Below are 19,696 nucleotides of genomic sequence, written 5' to 3' on the forward strand. Positions count from 1 at the left end.
GACCCATGAAAATCCTCATCTCTGTTGACATCGAGGGCGTGGCCGGCGTTTACCACTCCGAGCAGGTGCGCGCGGGCAATCCCGAATTCGAACGTGCCCGCCGCCTGATGGCCGCCGAAGCCAGCGCTGCCATTGCCGGAGCTTTTGATGGAGGCGCCACCGAGGTCTATGTGAACGACTCGCACGGAGGCTTTCGCAACATGCCGCCCGAACTGCTCGACGCGCGCGCCCAGGTCATCCAGGGCAAGCCGCGGTACCTGAGCATGGTGGCTGGCGTGGAACTGAAGGTCGACGGCGTCTGCATGATCGGCTACCACTCACGCGCCCAAGGGCGTGGCATTCTGGCGCACACCGTCAACAGCTTTGCGTTTGCACGCGTCCGCCTCAATGGCCAGGAAGTGAGTGAGATGGACCTGTACGGCGCACTGGCCGGCGCCTATGGCGCACCCGTGATTGCGGCCTCGGGTGACGACGTGTTCATCGCCGAGCACCAGTCCACGTTCCCGCAGACGCAGTTTGTGCAGGTCAAGCGCGCCACCGGCTTTTCCAGCGGCGTCAGCCTGTCGCCCGAACGGGCTTGCCAAGCCATCCGCGAAGGTGTGGCACAGGCTGTGCTACGTGCCAAGCAAGTGGATCCCCTGCGCATCCACGGCCCGATCACCGTCGATCTGCTGGCCCAGACCACGTCGCTGGCCGAACTGTTCTGCCAATGGCCGACGCTGGAGCGCACCGATGGTGATGCACTGCGCTTTACCGCGCCCGATATCGAGTCGGCCGTGCGCATGCTCAACTGCCTGTCCGCCATGTCGAGCATGCTGCGATGAACACCACGCCATCCCCCCAAACCGTGGGCATTCTGGCTGGCATGGGCCCCGCTGCGGGCGTCGATTTTGTGCGCCTGTTTGTGGCCGCTTGCGAGGGCTGGCTGCGCCACCATGACTACAACGTGGTGGACCAGGCCTACCCTGAGCACTGGATGGCCCAACTGCCTGTGCCGGACCGCAGCCGTGCGCTGATCGACCCTGGAGCACCCCAGCCCCTGGAGCCGCTGGTGCGCGGATTGACACAACTGGCCGGTCTGGGCGCACGCGCTGCCGCCATACCCTGCAACACCGCCCATGCCTGGCATGCCGCGCTGCAGGCACGCGTGCCGCAGATCGAGTTGCTGCACATGCCCCGCGAAACAGCGGCCGAACTGCAGCGCCAGGGCCAGACCCGCGTGGCATTGCTGGCCACGCAAGGCACTTACCGCCAGGGACTGTACGACGCCGCCTTTGCAGCTGCCGGCATTACCTGCGTGCTGCCGGATGAGGCCGGGCGCGAGGCGCTGATGCAGGGCATTTATGACGGCGTGAAGGCGGGCAACCTGGCGCTGGCGCAAGAGCGCTTTGCCAGCGTGGGCGCCCAGTTACGTGCCACACATGGCAACATTCCCCTGGTCATGGCCTGCACAGAAATCCCCCTGGCCCTGCCACAAGCACCAGCAGCCCAAGGCTGGCCCCTAGTGGACCCTACAGCCCTCCTCGCCGCCGCGCTGGCGCGCAAGGCCTACCACCACTGAGGAAAATGGGTGCCTTTAAGCCAGCACTGGCACCGCACGACACCCGGTTTTCATCACGCTGCCGTCACCCTCTCGCGCAGCATCCCGCCCCTCGATGGGCTGGTTGCTGCAGTGAGACCGCTGCATTACAGGCGCAACGCGGGCCCGAGATCTTCGGCAAAGGCGGCTTCCCCGCAAGGTGTTGGCTTCTACATGGAGTGATCACAGTGGAAGCACCTGCCCACCTACCGTTCAGCCCCCTGGCGAGAGTGAATGCGCTGTCGGTTGCGGATCGCCGGGCATCCGCAGTGTCCACTGCTACCTGATAAGCGGTGGCTGGCATCTGCGCGGCTACATCAACAACCCAGGACGGTCACATCATGATGAAGACAGCTGGAGAGCAGGATTTGGCAAGCCCAAAGGACTTCGCTGTCGCAACCCATCACCACAAGGGCTAATCTCTTGTGCGGCGTCCATGCACTCTGGACGAAGGCCGCATGACCAACGCGTAATTACCGCCCGCAGGCTTTGCCCCCGCCCTGTAGCTGCCGGCGCTGAGCATCGCTGCGGAGTATTCTCCAACCCGGTAATCACAGCCTCCTGCATGACCCAGCTCACGGGCCACGCCCGAACTGGGCCAGCCGTTGAAGGCGTTTCACCAGCATGGTGTTGAGAATTTTTCTCAATGGCTGCGCTACCATGGCAGTTTGATCCCTACCGCGGTCTCCAGGCAGCCCGAACGTGCTTCCCGCCCCCCCATGTCACCACACACAACCTTTGAGAAGCTTTGCACCGCATGACAGCCACCCGCCTGGAAAAAGACACTTTCGGCCCGATTGCCGTGCCGGCCGACAGGCTCTGGGGCGCACAGACCCAGCGTTCGCTGCAGAACTTCGACATCAGCGGTGAACAGCAGCCGCGCGAAATCATTGCCGCCCTGGTGCAGGTGAAAAAGGCATCGGCCACGGTGAACTGCACCCTGGGCCTGCTGGATGCCAAGAAATCCCAGGCCATCAACGCCGCGGCCGATGAGGTGCTGGCTGGCCAGCACCCGGGCGAATTCCCGCTGGTGGTGTGGCAGACCGGTTCGGGCACGCAGACCAATATGAACGTCAACGAGGTGCTGGCCAACCGCGCCAGCGAGCTGCTGGGCGGCGAGCGCGGCGAGTCGCGCCTGGTGCACCCGAATGACGACGTGAACAAAAGCCAGTCCAGCAACGACGTCTACCCCACGGCCATGCATGTGGCAGCGGTCACGGCCATCGAGCAGAAGCTGCTGCCGGCGATAGCCCAGTTGCGCACCACCTTGCAGGCCAAGAGCGAGGCGTTTGCCGACATCGTGAAGATCGGCCGCACCCACCTGCAGGACGCCACGCCGCTGACGCTGGGCCAGGAGATCTCCGGCTGGGTAGCCCAGCTGGCCCACGGTGAAAAGCATGTGCGTGCCGCCCTGCCCCATCTGTACGAGCTGGCGCTGGGCGGCACGGCGGTGGGCACCGGCCTGAACGCGCCCAAGGGTTACGCCGAAGGGGTGGCAGCCGAGCTGGCCCGGCTGACCGGTTATCCGTTCATCACCTCGCCCAACAAGTTCGAATCACTGGCCAGCTGCGACGGTCTGGTGCACGCCCACGGCGCGCTCAAGACCCTGGCCGCCAGCCTGATGAAGATTGCCAACGATGTGCGCTGGCTGGCCAGCGGCCCACGCAGCGGCCTGGGCGAGCTGTCGATCCCCGAGAACGAGCCCGGCTCGTCCATCATGCCCGGCAAGGTCAACCCCACCCAGTCCGAAGCCATGACCATGCTGTGCGCCCAGGTGTTTGGCAACGATGTGGCCATCAACTTTGGTGGCGCCAGCGGCAACTTCGAGCTGAACGTGTTCCGCCCGCTGGTGGCGCACAACTTCCTGCAGAGCGTGCGCCTGCTGGCCGATGGCATGGTCTGCTTCAATGACCACTGCGCCGTGGGCATTGAGCCCAACCGCGAACGCATTGCCGAGCTGGTCGGCCGCTCGCTGATGCTGGTGACCGCGCTCAATACCCACATCGGCTACGACAAGGCAGCCTACATCGCCAAGAAGGCGCACAAGGAGGGCACCAGCCTGCGCGATGCCGCGATTGCCAGCGGCCATGTGACGGCCGCGCAGTTCGACCAGTGGGTGGTGCCGAAGCACATGGTCGGCAACCTCTGAGCACCGGGCCAACGCGGTCACGAAAAAGGCAGCCTGCGGGCTGCCTTTTTGATGACCGGAGCCCGGCGGCCCTGGCTCACTCGGGCAGGTTGCCCAAAGGCCGGCCCAGGTACTTTTGCGAGATGGCGTTCAGGCTGCCATCGGCCTTGGCGGTGCGCAGGATGACGTTCACCTGGTCCAGCAGCTCCTTGTTGCCCTTGGCCACGCCGATGAAGCACGGCACATCGGTCAGCAGCAGCTTGTATTCGGTGTCCAGCTTGGGGTTGCGCTGCATGGTCAGCCCAGCCACGGCGGCGCTGTGGGCCAGCACCTGGCTTTGCCCGGTGACGAAGGACGCAATCGTGGCCGTATCGTCCTCGAAACGCTTGATCTGCGTGCCGGCCGGCGCCAGCTTGGTCAGCGCATCGTCCTGCAGCGAGCCGCGCGTCACGGCCACGCTCTTGCCGGCCAGATCGCTGAACTGGTGGATGGTCAGCCCCTTGGCGGCATAGATGCCGGAGAAAAACGGCGCATAGGAGATGCTGAAGTCCACGACCTTCTCGCGCTCGGGGTTCTTGCCCATGGAGGAGATGATCAGGTCCACCTTGCCGGCCTGCAGCGCCGGGATGCGGGCCGGCGACGTCACCGTGACGATGTTGAGCTTGACGCCCATCTGCTTGGCGATCAGCTCGGCCGTGGCCACGTCCGAGCCCTGGGGCTTGAGGCTGGCATCAATGAAGCCATAGGGCGGGTAGTCGGTCTGGATGCCGACGTTGAGGGTCTTGCGCGCCTGGATCTCGGACAGCGGGGCCGCATGCGCGGCCGTGACGAGGGCGCCCAAGCCCCAGGCGGCCATGGTGATCAAGGTGGTGCGGCGAGACGGGGAAAAATGCATGACAGGCTCCGGAGGTGAAAAGCGGCCCGGCGCTGCACGCTGGTGCAGCCGCACGGGACAAGGCCCCTCCATGCACAGACCATGCCTGCGCGCGCGGCAGTGCGTCTCACCCCGGCACGTGCGGGGCATAAAAAAACCGCTGCGGCTTGCGCCCAGCGGTGGGTAGGAAGTCGGGGTGGCGGTCCTGAGGTTGGAAGGACTTTGACCCGGCCAGGCTCAGGCCTGTTGGCGGTAGCGGTACAGGCTGCGCCAGGCCAGCCAGGCACAGCCGCCATGCAGCAGCAGCAAGCCCAGCATCTGGATCCGTGGCAGCCATGCGTGTGCACGTGCCAGCCACTGCGGCAGGACGCCGTAGTGCAGCAACACCGCCGTCACCAGGCCACCGAGCACATAAATCAGCAGAGCGCCTTGCGCCCATGCTTCCTCAGTTTCCGCATGTTTTCGCCTGGAAAGTGCCAGCAGACCTACGCAAGCCGCTATGGAAATCCAAGTCTGCACCAGGCTGAGCGTCTGCAGCTGCGCGGTGATGCGGTGCCAGTTCGGCTCGGTGACGAAGAGCCCGATCACCGCCAGCAGGCTGCCCGCGACCGTGCCCAGCCACAGGCAGGCCAGCCACCAGGGCGTGCGCGCTGCCGCTGCGGGGCTGTGGCCGCTGCCGCCCATTACCCGCTCAGATGTACTTGACCGCGACGATTTCGTAGCGGCGCTCGCCGCCCGGGGCCTGCACCACGGCCGTGTCGCCTTCTTCCTTGCCGATCAGCGCGCGCGCGATGGGGCTGGAAATGTTGATCAGGCCCAGCTTGATGTCGGCCTCGTCCTCGCCCACGATCTGGTAGGTCACGGCGGCGCCGCTGTCTTCGTCCTCCAGCTCCACGGTGGTGCCGAACACCACGCGGCCACCGGCATCCAGCGACGAGGGGTCGATGACCTGGGCTGCGGACAGCTTGCCCTCGACTTCCATGATGCGGCCTTCGATGAAGCCCTGGCGGTCCTTGGCGGACTCGTACTCGGCGTTTTCGCTCAGGTCACCCTGGGCGCGCGCTTCGGCGATCGCCTGGATGATGTTGGGACGCTCGACGGTCTTGAGACGGTGCAGCTCTTCCTTGAGCTTTTCTGCACCACGCTTGGTAATTGGAATGGTTGCCATGTCTAGTTTCTCCACATACGGCTGGGCGTACACGCGCACATCGGCACAGTCGCGCCACAGGGGCATGTCCAGAGTGCCACATCGACGTGGCTGTATGGATAGGACGCCCCAAAAGCAAACCGCCGCGCAGTGTGCCGCGCGGCGGTGTTCCTAGGTCAGGGGCTCATTATGCCGCGTTTGCAGCGGCATGCCCTCAGTAAAACCCGACGTGTTGTGACTTAGTGCGTCAGCAGGGCGTGCAGCTCCTGCACGGAATGCACGTCCAGGTTGCCACGCATGGCCTTCATGCCTTCCACGGCCGCTTCCGCGCCGAAGATGGTGGTGAAGGTGGTCACACGGGCCAGCAGCGCGCTGGTACGGATCTGGCGCGAGTCGGCGATGGCGTTGCGACGCTCCTCCACCGTGTTGATGACCAGGGCGATTTCGCCGTTCTTGATCATGTCCACGATGTGGGGGCGACCTTCGGCCACCTTGTTAACGGTCTGCACCTCCACGCCGGCTTCGGCAATCGCCGCCGCGGTACCGCGGGTGGCGCACAGGGTGTAGCCCATGGCCGCCAGTTCCTTGGCCACGGCCACGGCACGGGCCTTGTCGTTGTTCTTCACCGACAGGAAGACCTTGCCTTCGGCAGGCAGGTGCACGCCGGCACCCATCTGGCTCTTCACAAAGGCTTCGCCAAAGGTCTTGCCCACGCCCATGACTTCACCGGTGGACTTCATCTCGGGGCCGAGGATGGTGTCCACACCGGGGAACTTCACGAACGGGAACACGGCTTCCTTGACGCTAAAGTAAGGCGGCGTGATCTCCTTGGTCACGCCCTGGCTGGCCAGGGTCTGGCCGGCCATGCAGCGCGCTGCCACCTTGGCCAGCTGCACGCCGGTGGCCTTGGAGACAAAGGGCACAGTGCGCGAAGCACGGGGGTTGACTTCCAGCACGTAGATCACGTCCTGGCCGTCCTGCTCCTTGATGGCGAACTGCACGTTCATCAGGCCGACCACGTTCAGGCCCTGGGCCATGGCGGCGGTCTGGCGCTTGATTTCGGCGATGGTGTCGGCCTTCAGGTAGTAAGGCGGCAGGGAGCAGGCGGAGTCACCAGAGTGGACGCCGGCTTGCTCGATGTGCTCCATCACGCCGCCGATGTACACGGCGCCGGTGGCATCGCGCACACAGTCCACGTCGCACTCGATGGCGTTGGACAGGAAGTGGTCCAGCAGCACGGGCGAGTCGTTGGAGACCTTCACGGCTTCGCGCATGTAGCGCTCCAGGTCGCGCTGCTCGTGCACGATTTCCATGGCACGGCCACCCAGCACGTAGGAGGGGCGCACGACCAGGGGGTAACCCAGACCGGCGGCCTTTTCCAGGGCTTCACCTTCGGTGCGCGCCGTGGCGTTCGGTGGCTGGCGCAGGCCCAGGTCGTTGAGCAGCTTCTGGAAGCGCTCGCGGTCCTCGGCAGCGTCGATCATGTCGGGTGTGGTGCCGATGATCTTCACGCCTTCGGCTTCCAGGCCCAGGGCCAGCTTCAGCGGCGTCTGGCCGCCGTACTGCACGATCACGCCGTCGGGCTGTTCGACATCGACGATTTCCAGCACGTCTTCCAGCGTCAGGGGCTCGAAGTACAGGCGGTCGGACGTGTCGTAGTCGGTGGACACGGTCTCGGGGTTGCAGTTGACCATGATGGTTTCGTAACCATCTTCGCGCATGGCCATGGCGGCGTGCACGCAGCAGTAGTCGAACTCAATGCCCTGGCCGATGCGGTTCGGGCCACCGCCCAGCACCATGATCTTCTTCTTGTCCGTGGGTGCGGCTTCGCACTCCTCGTCGTACGTGGAGTACATGTACGCCGTGTTGGAGGCGAATTCGGCCGCGCAGGTGTCCACGCGCTTGAACACGGGGCGCACCTTCAACGCCTTGCGCGCTTCGCGCACGGCCTTGTCGGTGGTGTGCAGCAGCTTGGCCAGGCGACGGTCGGAGAAGCCCTTTTGCTTCAGCGTGCGCAGCGTGGCGGCGTCCAGCAGGGACAGGGCCTTGTCGCCATGGGCTTCGAAGTGCTGGTCCAAGTCCAGCTCGATCTTGACAATCTCTTCGATCTGCACCAGGAACCACTTGTCGATCTTGGTGATGGCGTGCACTTCGTCCAGCGACCAACCGGCCGCGAACGCGTCACCCACGTACCAGATGCGGTCAGGACCGGGCTCGCCCAGTTCCTTTTCCAGGATTTCGCGGTCCTGGGTCTTTTCGTTCATGCCGTCCACGCCCACTTCCAGACCGCGCAGGGCCTTCTGGAAGGATTCCTGGAAGGTGCGGCCGATGGCCATCACTTCGCCCACGGACTTCATCTGCGTAGTCAGGCGGTTGTCGGCCGTGGGGAACTTCTCGAACGCGAAACGTGGGATCTTGGTGACCACGTAGTCGATGGTGGGCTCGAACGACGCGGGGGTGGCACCGCCCGTGATTTCGTTCTTCAGCTCGTCCAACGTGAAGCCAACGGCCAGCTTGGCCGCGATCTTGGCAATCGGGAAGCCCGTGGCCTTGGAGGCCAGCGCCGAGGAACGCGAGACGCGGGGGTTCATCTCGATGACGATCATGCGACCGTCCTTGGGATTCACCGAGAACTGCACGTTGGAACCGCCCGTGTCCACACCGATCTCACGCAGCACCGCCAGCGAGGCGTTGCGCATGATCTGGTATTCCTTGTCGGTCAGCGTCTGGGCGGGTGCTACGGTGATGGAGTCACCGGTGTGTACGCCCATGGGGTCCAGGTTCTCGATGGAGCAGACGATGATGCAGTTGTCCGCGGTGTCGCGCACCACTTCCATCTCGTACTCTTTCCAGCCCAGCAGCGATTCTTCGATCAGCAGCTCGTTGGTGGGCGAAGCCTCCAGACCACGCTTGCAGATGGTCTCGAATTCTTCGGCGTTGTAGGCAATGCCACCGCCCGTGCCACCCAGCGTGAAGCTGGGGCGGATCACGGTGGGGAAGCCGACGCGCTTTTGCACTTCCCAGGCCTCGTCCATGGAGTGGGCGATGCCGGAGCGCGCGGAGCCCAGACCGATCTTGGTCATGGCGTCCTTGAACTTCAGGCGGTCTTCGGCCTTGTCGATGGCTTCGGGCTTGGCGCCGATCAGCTCCACCTGGTACTTGTCCAGCACGCCGTGCTTCCACAGGTCCAGGGCGCAGTTCAGCGCTGTCTGGCCGCCCATGGTGGGCAGGATGGCGTCGGGGCGTTCCTTGGCGATGATCTTCTCGACCGTCTGCCAGGTGATGGGCTCGATGTAGGTCACGTCCGCCGTGGCAGGGTCGGTCATGATCGTGGCGGGGTTGCTGTTGATCAGGATGACCTTGTACCCCTCTTCGCGCAGCGCCTTGCAGGCCTGCACGCCGGAGTAGTCGAATTCACAGGCCTGGCCGATCACGATGGGACCGGCGCCGATGATCAGAATGCTTTTGAGGTCGGTGCGCTTAGGCATTGTTGTGGCTCTCCATCAGCGCGGTGAAGCGGTCGAACAGGTAGGCGATATCGTGGGGACCGGGCGAAGCCTCGGGGTGGCCCTGGAAGCAGAAGGCGGGCACATCGGTGCGCTCCAGGCCCTGCAGCGTGCCATCAAACAGGCTGACGTGCGTGGCGCGCAGGTTGGCCGGCAGCGTTTCCAGTTCCACCGCAAAGCCGTGGTTCTGGCTGGTGATGCTGACGCGGCCCGTATCCAGGTCCTTCACGGGGTGGTTGGCACCGTGGTGGCTGTTTTGCATCTTGAAGGTCTTGGCGCCGGAGGCCAGGGCCATGATCTGGTGGCCCAGGCAGATGCCGAACAAGGGCTTCTTGGCGGCCATGATCTCTTGCGCCGCGGCGATGGCGTAGTCGCATGGCGCTGGGTCGCCAGGGCCATTCGACAGGAACACGCCATCGGGGTTCAGTGCCAGCACGTCCTTGGCGGGCGTCTGGGCCGGCACCACGGTCAGCTTGCAGCCACGCTCGGCCAGCATGCGCAGGATGTTCTTCTTGACGCCAAAGTCGTAGGCCACGACGTGGAACTTGGGGTTCTCGAGCTGGCCATAGCCTTCGCCCAGCTTCCACTCGGTTTCCGACCAGTCGTAGGCGGCTGCCGTCGTCACCTCCTTGGCCAGATCCAGGCCCTTCATCGCGGGAGCGGCCTTGGCGGCGGCCAGGGCTTCGTCGATGCGCGCCTGGGTGACCGCTTCGCCTGCGGCCAGGCCCAGGATGGCACCGTTCTGTGCGCCCTTGTCACGCAGCAGGCGGGTCAGCTTGCGGGTGTCGATGTTGGCAATCGCCACGGTCTGGTTGCGCACCAGGTACTGCGACAGGGTCTCGCCCATGCGGAAGTTGCTGGCCAGCAGGGGGAGGTTCTTGATGATCAAGCCTGCGGCATGGACTTGGTCAGCTTCGATGTCCTCGACATTGACGCCATAGTTGCCAATGTGGGGATAGGTGAGCGTGACGATCTGTTGGCAGTAGCTGGGGTCGGTGAGGATTTCTTGGTAGCCCGTGATGGCGGTGTTGAACACCACCTCACCCACTGTGGTGCCTTGCGCACCAATCGAATTGCCAACAAAGACCGTGCCGTCTGCGAGCGCCAGGATGGCGGATGGGAAGCTTCCCTGAAGAGACAAAAGCACTGGATTCTCCGGTTCTAAGTACGGTTACGCCCAGCGCGCGCCACCCGACCTAGCGTCGTGCGGCATGTTGCTTATCTACAGTGATGACGAGGAAAGCGTCGCTAGGCGTATGGAAAGAATGCTGAAAAGCCTCTCATTATAGCCACTTCCTTTCGCAGCATTCTGGCCACGCCAGGGATTCCCCTCTCCCTACCCCTCCAAGGCCTGACTTACCGCGCTGGCATGCAGGCAGATAGCGGCGGCCGCGCCGACGTTCAGCGACTCCTCGCCCCCGGGCTGTGCAATCCGCACCGACTGCGCCGCGAGCGCCTCGACCGCAGGCCCCACGCCCTGGCCTTCATGCCCCATGGCCCAGGCGCAGGGCCAGGGCAGATTCGCGCGGTGGATCAGGTCGCCGCGGTGGGAGCTGGTGACCAGCAGCGGCACCTGCAGTTGCGCCAGCACATCGGCTTCCACCCCTTCCACCAGATGCAGCGCAAAGTGCGCGCCCATGCCGGCCCGCAGCACCTTCTGGCTCCAAAGTGCGGCTGTACCCTTGAGCGCAATCACCTGCCGAAACCCGAAGGCCGAGGCACTGCGCAGAATGGAGCCAACATTGCCGGCATCCTGCACCCGATCCAGCACCACGCTGGGCACACCGGATTGCACGGTCACACTGGGCGACCAAGGCAGGAGGTAGCCCATGCGGGCCGGCGACTCCAGACCGCTGATGTCCGCAAAGAGTGCATCCGCCAGGACTACAACTTTGGAAGCGCATTGCGCCCATTCCACGGGCACCTGCGGCCAAAAAGACTCCGCAAACACCGCCACACTGGGTTTCAGGCCACGCGCCAGGGCCGCACGACAGAGGTGGTCACCCTCCAGCCACACCTGCCCTTGCCTGCGATACACACCGCTTTCGCGCGATAGGCGGCGCAGGTCTTTGACGAAGGCGTTGTCACGCGAATGGATTTCTGTAAATTTCATGCCGTGGTGGCTGCGGTTTCACGCGCAGCGAATGTATGGATCACCTGCGCCACCGGGGCAAAGCTGCGCCGGTGGGCAGGCGTGGCGCCCAAGCCGCGCAGCGCCTGCAAATGCGCGGCGGTGCCATAGCCTTTGTGCGCGGCAAAACCGTAGCCGGGATACTCACGGTCAAAACCCTCGCACCAGCGGTCACGGTGGACCTTGGCCAGGATCGAGGCGGCCGAAATGGCCTGCACCAGGGCATCGCCCTTGACAATCGCCTCGGCCTGCACCTCCAGTACCGGCAGCCGATTGCCATCGACCTGGACCAGTGCCGGCTTCAGGCGTAAGCCATACACCGCCCGCTGCATCGCCAGCAAGGTAGCCTGCAGGATGTTGAGCCGGTCGATCTCTTCCACCGACGCTTCGGCAATGCAAAAGCACAAGGCCTTGGCGCGGATCTCGTCGAACAGCTTTTCGCGGCGCAAAGCCGTGAGCTTCTTCGAATCGGCCAGCCCGGCAATCGGGTGCAGGTCGTCCAGAATGACGGCCGCGGCCACCACCGGCCCCGCCAGGGGACCGCGCCCGGCTTCATCCACCCCCGCCACCAGGCCTGGCGCATGCCAGGGCAAGGAACCTTGCTCAGGCAGAGAGAACTTTTTGGATGGCATGGGCGGATAAGGTCGTCGTATCTTTGTGCAGGCTGCGGTGCAAGGCCGCAAACCGCTGCTCCACTACCTGCACCTTGGCGCGCGCATGTGCGCTGTCATCCAGCCACTGCGCCACGGCATGTGCCAAGGCCTGCGGCGAAGCCTGGTCCTGCAGCAGTTCGGGCACCACAAAGTCGGAGCACAGGATGTTGGGCAAGCCCACCCACGGCTGCAATTGCTTGCGTTGCATGAGACGGTAGCTCCACGGGTGCATGTTGTAGGAGATCACCATGGGCCGCTTGAACAACGCAGCCTCCAAAGTGGCCGTGCCACTGGCAATCAAGGTGCAGTCACAGGCCGCCAGCACATCGTGCGACTGGCCACGCACGATCTTGAGCCACGCAGCGACCCCCAACTCCTGGCTCAGAGCCACCAACCGGTCGTGCAGGGCCGGCACGGCCGGCAGCACCACCTGCAAATCGGGCCATTGCTGCCGCAGCAAGGCCGCGGCCTGCATGAAGGGCTTGGCGATGTATTGCACCTCGGCACGGCGACTGCCCGGCAGCAAAGCCAGGACCGGATGCTCCTGCACCAACCCCAGGCGCGCACGCGCAGCGGCACGGTCGGGCTCCATCGGAATGACCTGTGCCAAGGGATGCCCGACGTAGGTGGCCGCGATCCCATGCTGCGCTAGCAAATCCGGTTCAAACGGAAACAGGCACAGCACATGGTCGGCCGCAGCCCGGATCTTGTGGACGCGCTCCGCACGCCAGGCCCAGATGGAAGGGCAGACAAAGTGCACCGTCTTGATGCCCGCCGCACGCAGGTCCTGCTCCAACCCCAGGTTGAAATCCGGCGCATCAATCCCCACAAACACGTCCGGGCGATCCTGCAGCAAACGCGCACGCAGCTGCCGGCGGATGGACAGGATGTCCCACAGACGCATCAGCACCTCAAAGCTGTAGCCATGCACGGCCAGCCGCTCACTGGGCCACAACGCCTCAAAACCGCGCTGCTGCATGTGGTGCCCGCCAATGCCCAGGGCCTGCACCTGCGGCCACTGGCGCTGCAGACCATCCAAAAGCAAACCGGCGAGCAAGTCTCCTGACGTCTCGCCGGCCACCATGGCAACACGGGGTTGCTGTGTATCTTTGACAGACATGGCCTTAACGCGCAATTCCTCGTGTCGAAGCAGTCAAGAAAGACTGCATGAGCGCAATATCCTGGGCCGCTTCAGGCATCTCGGCCGCCAGCGACGCAATCGCCTGGACCGCGTCTTCCAGGGTCAAGCCCTGGCGATACAACAGGCGGTGCATCTGCTTGACCGCCTTCAGCCGTTCGGGCGTAAAGCCACGGCGACGCAAACCTTCGATGTTGAAGCCGCGCACCGCCAGGGGGTTGCCTTCGATCATCATGAAGGGCGGGACATCCTGGGCCACACGGCTGGCAAAGCCCGCCATGGCATGGGCACCAATCTTCACGAACTGGTGCACACCGGTCAGCCCCCCCAGAATCACCCAGTCACCCACATGCACATGACCCGCCAAGGTTGCGTTGTTGGCCAGGATGGTGTGACTGCCCACCGCGCAATCGTGGGCGATATGGACATAGGCCATGATCCAGTTGTCGTTCCCCACGCGGGTAACGCCTGCATCCTGGCTGGTGCCGGTGTTGAAGGTACAGAACTCGCGGATGGTGTTGCGATCACCAATCACCAGCTCGGTCGGCTCGCCCGCATACTTTTTGTCCTGCGGCTGCGCGCCCAACGATGCGAACTGGAAAATCTGGTTATCTGCACCGATGGTGGTGTGACCCTCGATCACGCAATGCGGGCCAATGCGCGTACCAGCCCCCACCTTCACATGGGCGCCGATGACGCTGTAAGCCCCCACAGTCACAGAAGGGTGCAGCCAAGCACCCTCATGCACGATCGCGGTGGGATGGATGTTCTCGCTCATCAGGCCTGCTTTTCAGGACCCACGTAACGCATGGTGCACATCAGCTCCGCCTCGCAGGCCACTTCTTCGCCCACGCGCGCCACACCCTTGAACTTCCAGATGCCACCGCGCACGCGGTCGATGGAAGCTTCCAGGATCAGCTGATCACCGGGCTCCACGGGACGTTTGAAACGGGCCGAATCAATCCCCACGAAGTAGTAGATATTGTTTTCGTCAGGCACCTGGCCCATGGCATCAAACGCCAACAAACCTGCTGCCTGGGCCAGCGCTTCCAGCATCAGCACACCCGGCATCACGGGACGGCCTGGAAAGTGCCCCATGAAATAAGGCTCGTTGAAAGTAACATTTTTGATCGCGCGGATGCGCTTGTTACTCTCAAGTTCAACCACCCGATCCACCAACAAGAAAGGGTAGCGGTGGGGGAGTTGCTTGAGAATTGCGTGAATATCCATTATGAATTTCCGTTATTGCTGTTTGGCGCCTTCAAGCGCGCTCTCCAGCTTTTTGATGCGCTCTCTCAGCACATGCAGTTGCTTTAAAGACGCAGCGTTCTTTTCCCACTGCTCGTTTGTCTGCAATGGAAAGATTCCAGTGTACAAGCCTGGTTGGCGAATGGAGCGTGTCACCATGGACGTGGGCGAAATACTGGTTCCGTCCGCAATCGTCAAATGCCCCAAGATGTTGGCCGCGCCACCAATCGAACATCCCTGCCCGATGCGTGCACTGCCAGCCACACCGGCATTGCCGGCGATCACTGAGTGCGCACCCACGTGCACGTTGTGGGCGATCTGGACCAGATTATCAAGCTTGACGCCATCTTCGATGACCGTATCGTCCAAAGCGCCCCGATCGATACAGGTATTGGCGCCAATTTCAACATCGTTACCAATCCGCACCTTGCCCAGTTGCTCGATTTTGATCCACTGCCCTGCCTCGTTGGCAAAACCGAAACCATCAGCACCGATGACCACACCGGGGTGCAACAAGCAACGTTCACCAATCTCACAGCCATCACTCACGGTAATGCGCGAACGCAGCACCGTCGCAGCACCGATGCGGACACCCGCCCCGACCACGCACAGCGGTCCGATATAGGCATCTGGGGCGATTTCTGCGGTCGGATCGACCACCGCCGAAGGGTGCACCCCCACCGGCCGCATGCCCTGCTGCTGCATCTTCCAGAACTGGGTCAACTTGGCAAAGTACACATACGGATTGGCCGCCACGATGCATGCCCCGCGCTGTGCTGCCAGCTCACGCATGGCCGGCGCCACAACGACACAGGCCGCCCTGGAGGCGGCCATTTGCGTTGCATACCGAGGATTGCTAAGGAAGCTGATGGAATCTGCTTGCGCTGTTTCCAGGGGAGAAATCCGGGAAATCACGATTTCCCGACCTCCTCCTACCAGCTCCCCACCCAAGGCATCAACGATCTGTCCCAGCTGAACAATCACCTTGATGTCCAAGAAGATTACTTGCCGGAATTGTTCAAGGCCTTGATCACCTTGTCTGTGATGTCGTGCTTAGGGTTCACGTACACGGCTTCTTGCAGGATCACATCGTACTTTTCAGCCTCAGCAACCTGCTGCACCACGCGATTGGCCTGCTCCAGCACGCGCGCCAACTCTTCGTTTTTGCGGGCGTTCAGGTCTTCTTGAAACTCGCGGTTCTTGCGCTGAAAGTCACGGTCGCGCTCCACCAACTCACGCTGCTTGGAGACACGCTGGCTTTCCGACAACGTGGGAGCATCGCGCTCAAACGCTTCCGATGCTGTCTTCAAGGCCTTGCCAGTGGCAACGAGTTCACGCTCACGCTTGGAGAATTCCTGCTCCAGCTTGCCCTGCGCAGCCTTGGCAGAATTCGCCTCGCGGAAGATGCGATCCGTATTCACAAAACCTGCCTTGAAGTCTTGTGCGTAAGCAGTCAGTGCCAGGCTACCCAGCAAGGCAGAAACTGCCAGTGTGCGATACATGTTTTTCATCAGAAAGACGTTCCAATTTGAAATTGAAGCTTTTGCAACTCATCACCCGGTTGCTTGCGGATAGGGTTGGCCCACGCCAGTCGCAATGGACCCAATGGTGAAATCCAGCTCAAACCAATACCCACCGAAGCGCGCATGTCGCTGAATCGAATGGGGTCATTTTCACCGTAAACATTACCCACATCAACAAAGGTGAACCAACGCAGGGTCTTGTCATTGCCCGCGCCTGGGAATGGTGCGATCAACTCGAAGTTCATCACAGCTTTTTTGGCACCGCCCAGGTAAGAGTAGTTACCAGACGCATAGGCGGTAGGGGTGCCATCAGGCCCCACAAAGGTGCTTGAACGGGGACCGAGGCTGCCCTGCTCAAAGCCACGCACAGAGCCCAAGCCGCCTGCGTAGAAGTTCTTGAAGATGGGGAAATCTTTGCCGCCCAACCCCTTGCCCCAGCCCAACTCTGCATTCGCCGCGAAAGTGATCGCCTTGGTCACCGGGATGTATTGCTGGAACTGGTAATTGGCCTTGACGTAATTCAGATCACCAGCCGCCGACCACTCGGCGTTGAAGCGCTGATAACGACCGGAATTCGGTGCCAAGGCGCTGTCACGCGAGTCACGCCCCCAACCCAAAGTCAGCGGAATGGCCGTATTGCTCTTGCCCGTATAGGGCTCGTACTGCGATGGCATGTAAACGCCACGCTTGATCGAGGTCTGCTCGAAGCCAAGACCAAAGTAGACTGTATCCTGCTCGCTGAAAGGCACGCCAAAACGCACAGACGCGCCCTTGGACACGATCTTGTACATATCGTCGGTATTCACCTCGCGCCCATCGTAAACATACGAATAGGGACGGGAAGTACGGTAGTAGGCATCAACGGTGCGCGAAATACCGTCCTGTGTGAAATATGGATCGGTCGTGCTCACCACCAGCGTACGGTTGTACTTGCTGGTATTCACATCCAGGCCCAGATAGTTGCCCGAGCCAAACGCATTTTCTTGCTTGATACCGAAGGTCAGAGAGACTTTTTCAGCGCTCGAGAAACCCGCACCCAGCGTGACCGCCCCGGTCGGCTTCTCCTTCACGCTGACGACCAGATCCACCTGGTCAGGGGCTCCTGGCACTTCCTGGGTATCCACCCCGACTTCCGTGAAAAAGCCCAAACGGTCCACGCGATCCCGCGAAAGCTTGATCTTGTCGCCGTCATACCACGAGGACTCAAACTGACGGAATTCGCGGCGAATCACTTCGTCGCGGGTGCGATCGTTGCCAGACACTTGAATGCGTCGCACATACGCACGGCGCGACGGTTCTGCACGCAGCACAAAAGCAACACGATTGTGTTCACGATCGATTTCAGGCACTGCTTCGACACGCGCAAACGCGAAGCCAAACTTGCTGAAGTGGTCCGAGAAAGCCTTCGTGGTTTCTGTCACCAAATCGGCGTTGTAAGGCTGACCAGGGCGAATTTTCACCAAGGCCTTGAACTCGTCCTCGCGCTCAAGGTAGTTGCCTTCCAACTGCACGCCAGAGACCACGAATTTTTCACCTTCGTGGATGTTGACCACCAAGGAGATTTTTTGCTTGTCGGGCGAAATCGCCACCTGCGTGGACTCAATCCGGAAATCGAGGTAACCGCGTTGCAGGTAATAGGAACGCAAGGTTTCCAGATCCGCATTCAGCTTGCTGCGCGCATAGCGGTCAGACTTGGTATACCAGCTCAGCCAGCCGCCCGTGTCCTGGTCGAACTGTTTCTTGAGGGTGGATTCGCTGAACGCTTGGTTGCCGACGATGCGAATGTCGTTGATCTTCGCGGCCTCGCCTTCGGTCACCGAGAACGTCAGGTTGACCCGGTTGCGCTCAATCGGTGTGACGGTGGTCACGACCTCCGCACCATACAGGCTGCGGTTGATGTACTGGCGCTTGAGCTCCTGCTCTGCGCGATCGGCCAGGGCCTTATCGAAAGGACGACCTTCTGCCAGGCCCACATCCCGCATCGCCTTCTGCAACGCTTCCTTGTCGAACTCCTTGGTACCGACAAAGTCCACGCCGGCAATCGTGGGGCGCTCTTCCACTACCACCACCAAAACGTTGCCATTGGCTTCCAAGCGGACGTCTTTAAAAAGCCCCAGGGCAAACAGCGAGCGAATCGCTGCGGCCCCCTTGTCGTCGTTGTATTCATCGCCAACACGCAAAGGCATAGAGGCGAACACGGTACCTGCTTCGACACGCTGCAGGCCTTCGACGCGGATGTCCTGGACCTTGAACGGCTCGAGAGCCCAAGCCCCTTGGGCCAAACAGAGCAGCGCAGCAACCGCCGTGGCAGTGCGCGCGCCAAATCGATTAAACGGGAGTTTCATGTGAGAAGCAGGCGCCAGCATTGAAAAGGAGCGGGATTTAGCCCCAAATGCGGCTGATATCGTTAAATAAAGCAATGGACATCATCACAAGCAACAGGCTAATGCCCACCCGCTGAAGACGCTCCATCCATACATCGTTGACGGGATGCCCTGTGACACCTTCCCAAAGATAATACATCAGGTGCCCGCCATCCAGAACAGGAAGCGGCAACAGATTCAGCACACCCAGGCTCACGCTGATGAGCGCAAGGAACAAGACATACTGAATCCAGCCCAGGCTGGCCGATTTGCCGGCGTAATCGGCAATGGTGAGAGGCCCGCTGAGATTTTTCAGCGATGCCTCGCCCACCAGCATCTTGCCCATCATTTGCAAGCTGAGGACCGAGACGTCCCAGGTCCTTGCCACACCCGCCGCCACGCCATCTAAGGCGCCTTTGCGCACCGTCACCATTGCGGGCATGCCACCGATATAGGCACCAATGCGACCAATCTGACCTTGCTCGGTCGTTGCCAGCTCGGGTACGACCTCCAGCGTCTGCAAACGGGACTGGCGCTCCACCACCCAGGCCTGCGCCACAGGCGGGTTCTGCGCGGCGTTGCGAATCAGGCTGCGCAACTGGGTCCCATCCACCACAGGCTGGCCATTGACCGTCTGCACCACGTCGCCCGCCTGCAGACCCGCCCGGGCGGCCGGCATATTGGCCATGACCTCTCCAACCACCGGTGGCGTCCAAGGCGCAGTAATCCCGATCGTTGTCAGCATGCTTTGATCCAGCGCTGCACTGCCCAGATCGGCCAGCTTGAGCACACCCTCACCCTGCCGGCCGTTGCGCGTATCGCGCCAGAAAAGCCGAATGTCCTGGGCATTCAAGGCCGCCTGTGTCAATTGCCAGCGCAAATCCTCGAACGATTCCACCGCCTGTGCAGGAGCCTGACCCAGCTGCACCGACTGGACCCACTCCCCCCCCTGCAGGCCCGCGGCACGCGCCAGTGACCCGGCCTCCGGCGCGGAGACGATCGCCTTGGGCTGCTCTACACCGACCCAGTTCACCACGCTGTAGAGCGCCACGGCCAGCAACAGGTTGGCCAGCGGCCCTGCAGCCACAATCGCCGCCCTCTTGCGCAAAGGCTGGCGATTGAACGCCTGGTGCAACTGCTCAGCGGGGACCGCACCCTCACGCTCGTCCAACATGCGCACATAACCGCCCAGCGGCAGGACGGCGATCACAAACTCGGTGTCCGAGCCAGGGCGCGTCCACCGCAGGAGCGGTTTGCCCATGCCGATGGAAAAGCGCAGCACCTTGACGCCACAGGCCACGGCCACGCGGTAGTGGCCGTACTCATGGATGGCGATCAGCAGCCCCAGAGCAACGATGAAGGCAACCAAGGTCAGCATGCAGTGTTTATCCTCCGTAGCCGTCGCA

The 19,696-nt window shown here is 62.4% G+C and carries 17 protein-coding genes; 3 read left to right on the plus strand and 14 right to left on the minus strand.

Annotation, left to right across the window (positions count from 1 at the left end; all coding sequences use genetic code 11):
- Nucleotides 1-5 precede the first annotated feature (5 nt).
- From CA2_RS02270 to fumC, 3 genes are all read left to right on the plus strand, one after another.
- Nucleotides 6-824 (plus strand): M55 family metallopeptidase, encoded by an 819-nt coding sequence (locus tag CA2_RS02270; RefSeq protein ID WP_042412183.1) that lies wholly within the window; start codon nucleotides 6-8, stop codon nucleotides 822-824.
- On the plus strand, nucleotides 821-1,561 hold the full coding sequence (locus CA2_RS02275; protein WP_042412185.1) for an aspartate/glutamate racemase family protein: 741 nt from the start codon (nucleotides 821-823) through the stop codon (nucleotides 1,559-1,561). The genes CA2_RS02270 and CA2_RS02275 overlap by 4 nt, the downstream gene beginning before the upstream one ends.
- A 775-nt stretch (nucleotides 1,562-2,336) precedes the next feature.
- Nucleotides 2,337-3,728, plus strand: a complete 1,392-nt coding sequence (fumC, locus tag CA2_RS02280) for a class II fumarate hydratase (protein ID WP_042412187.1) — start codon at nucleotides 2,337-2,339, stop codon at nucleotides 3,726-3,728.
- Nucleotides 3,729-3,804: 76 nt separating this feature from the next.
- Here fumC and CA2_RS02285 read toward each other — a convergent pair whose 3' ends face one another.
- The 14 genes from CA2_RS02285 to rseP all read right to left on the minus strand — a co-directional run bounded on the left by CA2_RS02285 (nucleotide 3,805) and on the right by rseP (nucleotide 19,668).
- A complete protein-coding gene (locus tag CA2_RS02285) occupies nucleotides 3,805-4,602 on the minus strand; it encodes a transporter substrate-binding domain-containing protein (protein WP_042412190.1) in 798 nt (265 codons plus the stop codon).
- A gap of 216 nt (nucleotides 4,603-4,818) precedes the next feature.
- Nucleotides 4,819-5,265 (minus strand): hypothetical protein, encoded by a 447-nt coding sequence (locus CA2_RS02290; protein WP_052369796.1) that lies wholly within the window; start codon nucleotides 5,263-5,265, stop codon nucleotides 4,819-4,821.
- Nucleotides 5,266-5,272: 7 nt separating this feature from the next.
- Entirely contained in the window at nucleotides 5,273-5,749 is a 477-nt protein-coding gene (greA, locus tag CA2_RS02295) for a transcription elongation factor GreA (RefSeq protein WP_042412503.1), read from the minus strand.
- A 218-nt stretch (nucleotides 5,750-5,967) separates the two neighbouring features.
- Complete coding sequence (gene carB / locus CA2_RS02300; RefSeq protein ID WP_042412192.1) at nucleotides 5,968-9,216, minus strand: carbamoyl-phosphate synthase large subunit; 3,249 nt, start codon at nucleotides 9,214-9,216, stop codon at nucleotides 5,968-5,970.
- Entirely contained in the window at nucleotides 9,209-10,381 is a 1,173-nt protein-coding gene (gene carA / locus CA2_RS02305; protein ID WP_042412193.1) for a glutamine-hydrolyzing carbamoyl-phosphate synthase small subunit, read from the minus strand. Before carA ends, carB begins: the two co-directional genes overlap by 8 nt.
- 189 nt (nucleotides 10,382-10,570) lie before the next feature.
- Nucleotides 10,571-11,347 (minus strand): TrmH family RNA methyltransferase, encoded by a 777-nt coding sequence (locus tag CA2_RS02310; protein WP_042412195.1) that lies wholly within the window; start codon nucleotides 11,345-11,347, stop codon nucleotides 10,571-10,573.
- Nucleotides 11,344-11,997 (minus strand): ribonuclease HII, encoded by a 654-nt coding sequence (rnhB, locus tag CA2_RS02315; protein WP_042412204.1) that lies wholly within the window; start codon nucleotides 11,995-11,997, stop codon nucleotides 11,344-11,346. The genes CA2_RS02310 and rnhB overlap by 4 nt, the downstream gene beginning before the upstream one ends.
- Complete coding sequence (lpxB, locus tag CA2_RS02320; protein ID WP_042412207.1) at nucleotides 11,969-13,138, minus strand: lipid-A-disaccharide synthase; 1,170 nt, start codon at nucleotides 13,136-13,138, stop codon at nucleotides 11,969-11,971. Before lpxB ends, rnhB begins: the two co-directional genes overlap by 29 nt.
- A gap of 4 nt (nucleotides 13,139-13,142) precedes the next feature.
- Complete coding sequence (lpxA, locus tag CA2_RS02325) at nucleotides 13,143-13,934, minus strand: acyl-ACP--UDP-N-acetylglucosamine O-acyltransferase (RefSeq protein WP_042412210.1); 792 nt, start codon at nucleotides 13,932-13,934, stop codon at nucleotides 13,143-13,145.
- A complete protein-coding gene (gene fabZ, locus CA2_RS02330) occupies nucleotides 13,934-14,389 on the minus strand; it encodes a 3-hydroxyacyl-ACP dehydratase FabZ (RefSeq protein WP_042412211.1) in 456 nt (151 codons plus the stop codon). Before fabZ ends, lpxA begins: the two co-directional genes overlap by 1 nt.
- A gap of 9 nt (nucleotides 14,390-14,398) precedes the next feature.
- Complete coding sequence (gene lpxD / locus CA2_RS02335) at nucleotides 14,399-15,388, minus strand: UDP-3-O-(3-hydroxymyristoyl)glucosamine N-acyltransferase (protein ID WP_042412504.1); 990 nt, start codon at nucleotides 15,386-15,388, stop codon at nucleotides 14,399-14,401.
- A gap of 17 nt (nucleotides 15,389-15,405) precedes the next feature.
- A complete protein-coding gene (locus CA2_RS02340; protein WP_042412214.1) occupies nucleotides 15,406-15,915 on the minus strand; it encodes an OmpH/Skp family outer membrane protein in 510 nt (169 codons plus the stop codon).
- Entirely contained in the window at nucleotides 15,915-18,272 is a 2,358-nt protein-coding gene (gene bamA, locus CA2_RS02345; protein WP_042412216.1) for an outer membrane protein assembly factor BamA, read from the minus strand. The genes CA2_RS02340 and bamA overlap by 1 nt, the downstream gene beginning before the upstream one ends.
- Nucleotides 18,273-18,309: 37 nt before the next feature.
- Nucleotides 18,310-19,668: an RIP metalloprotease RseP gene (gene rseP / locus CA2_RS02350; RefSeq protein WP_042412218.1), complete on the minus strand. Its 1,359-nt coding sequence runs from the start codon at nucleotides 19,666-19,668 to the stop codon at nucleotides 18,310-18,312.
- Nucleotides 19,669-19,696 lie beyond the last annotated feature (28 nt).

Origin of the sequence: Comamonas aquatica NBRC 14918 (genome assembly GCF_000739875.1) — a bacterium.
GTDB lineage: Bacteria > Pseudomonadota > Gammaproteobacteria > Burkholderiales > Burkholderiaceae_C > Comamonas > Comamonas aquatica.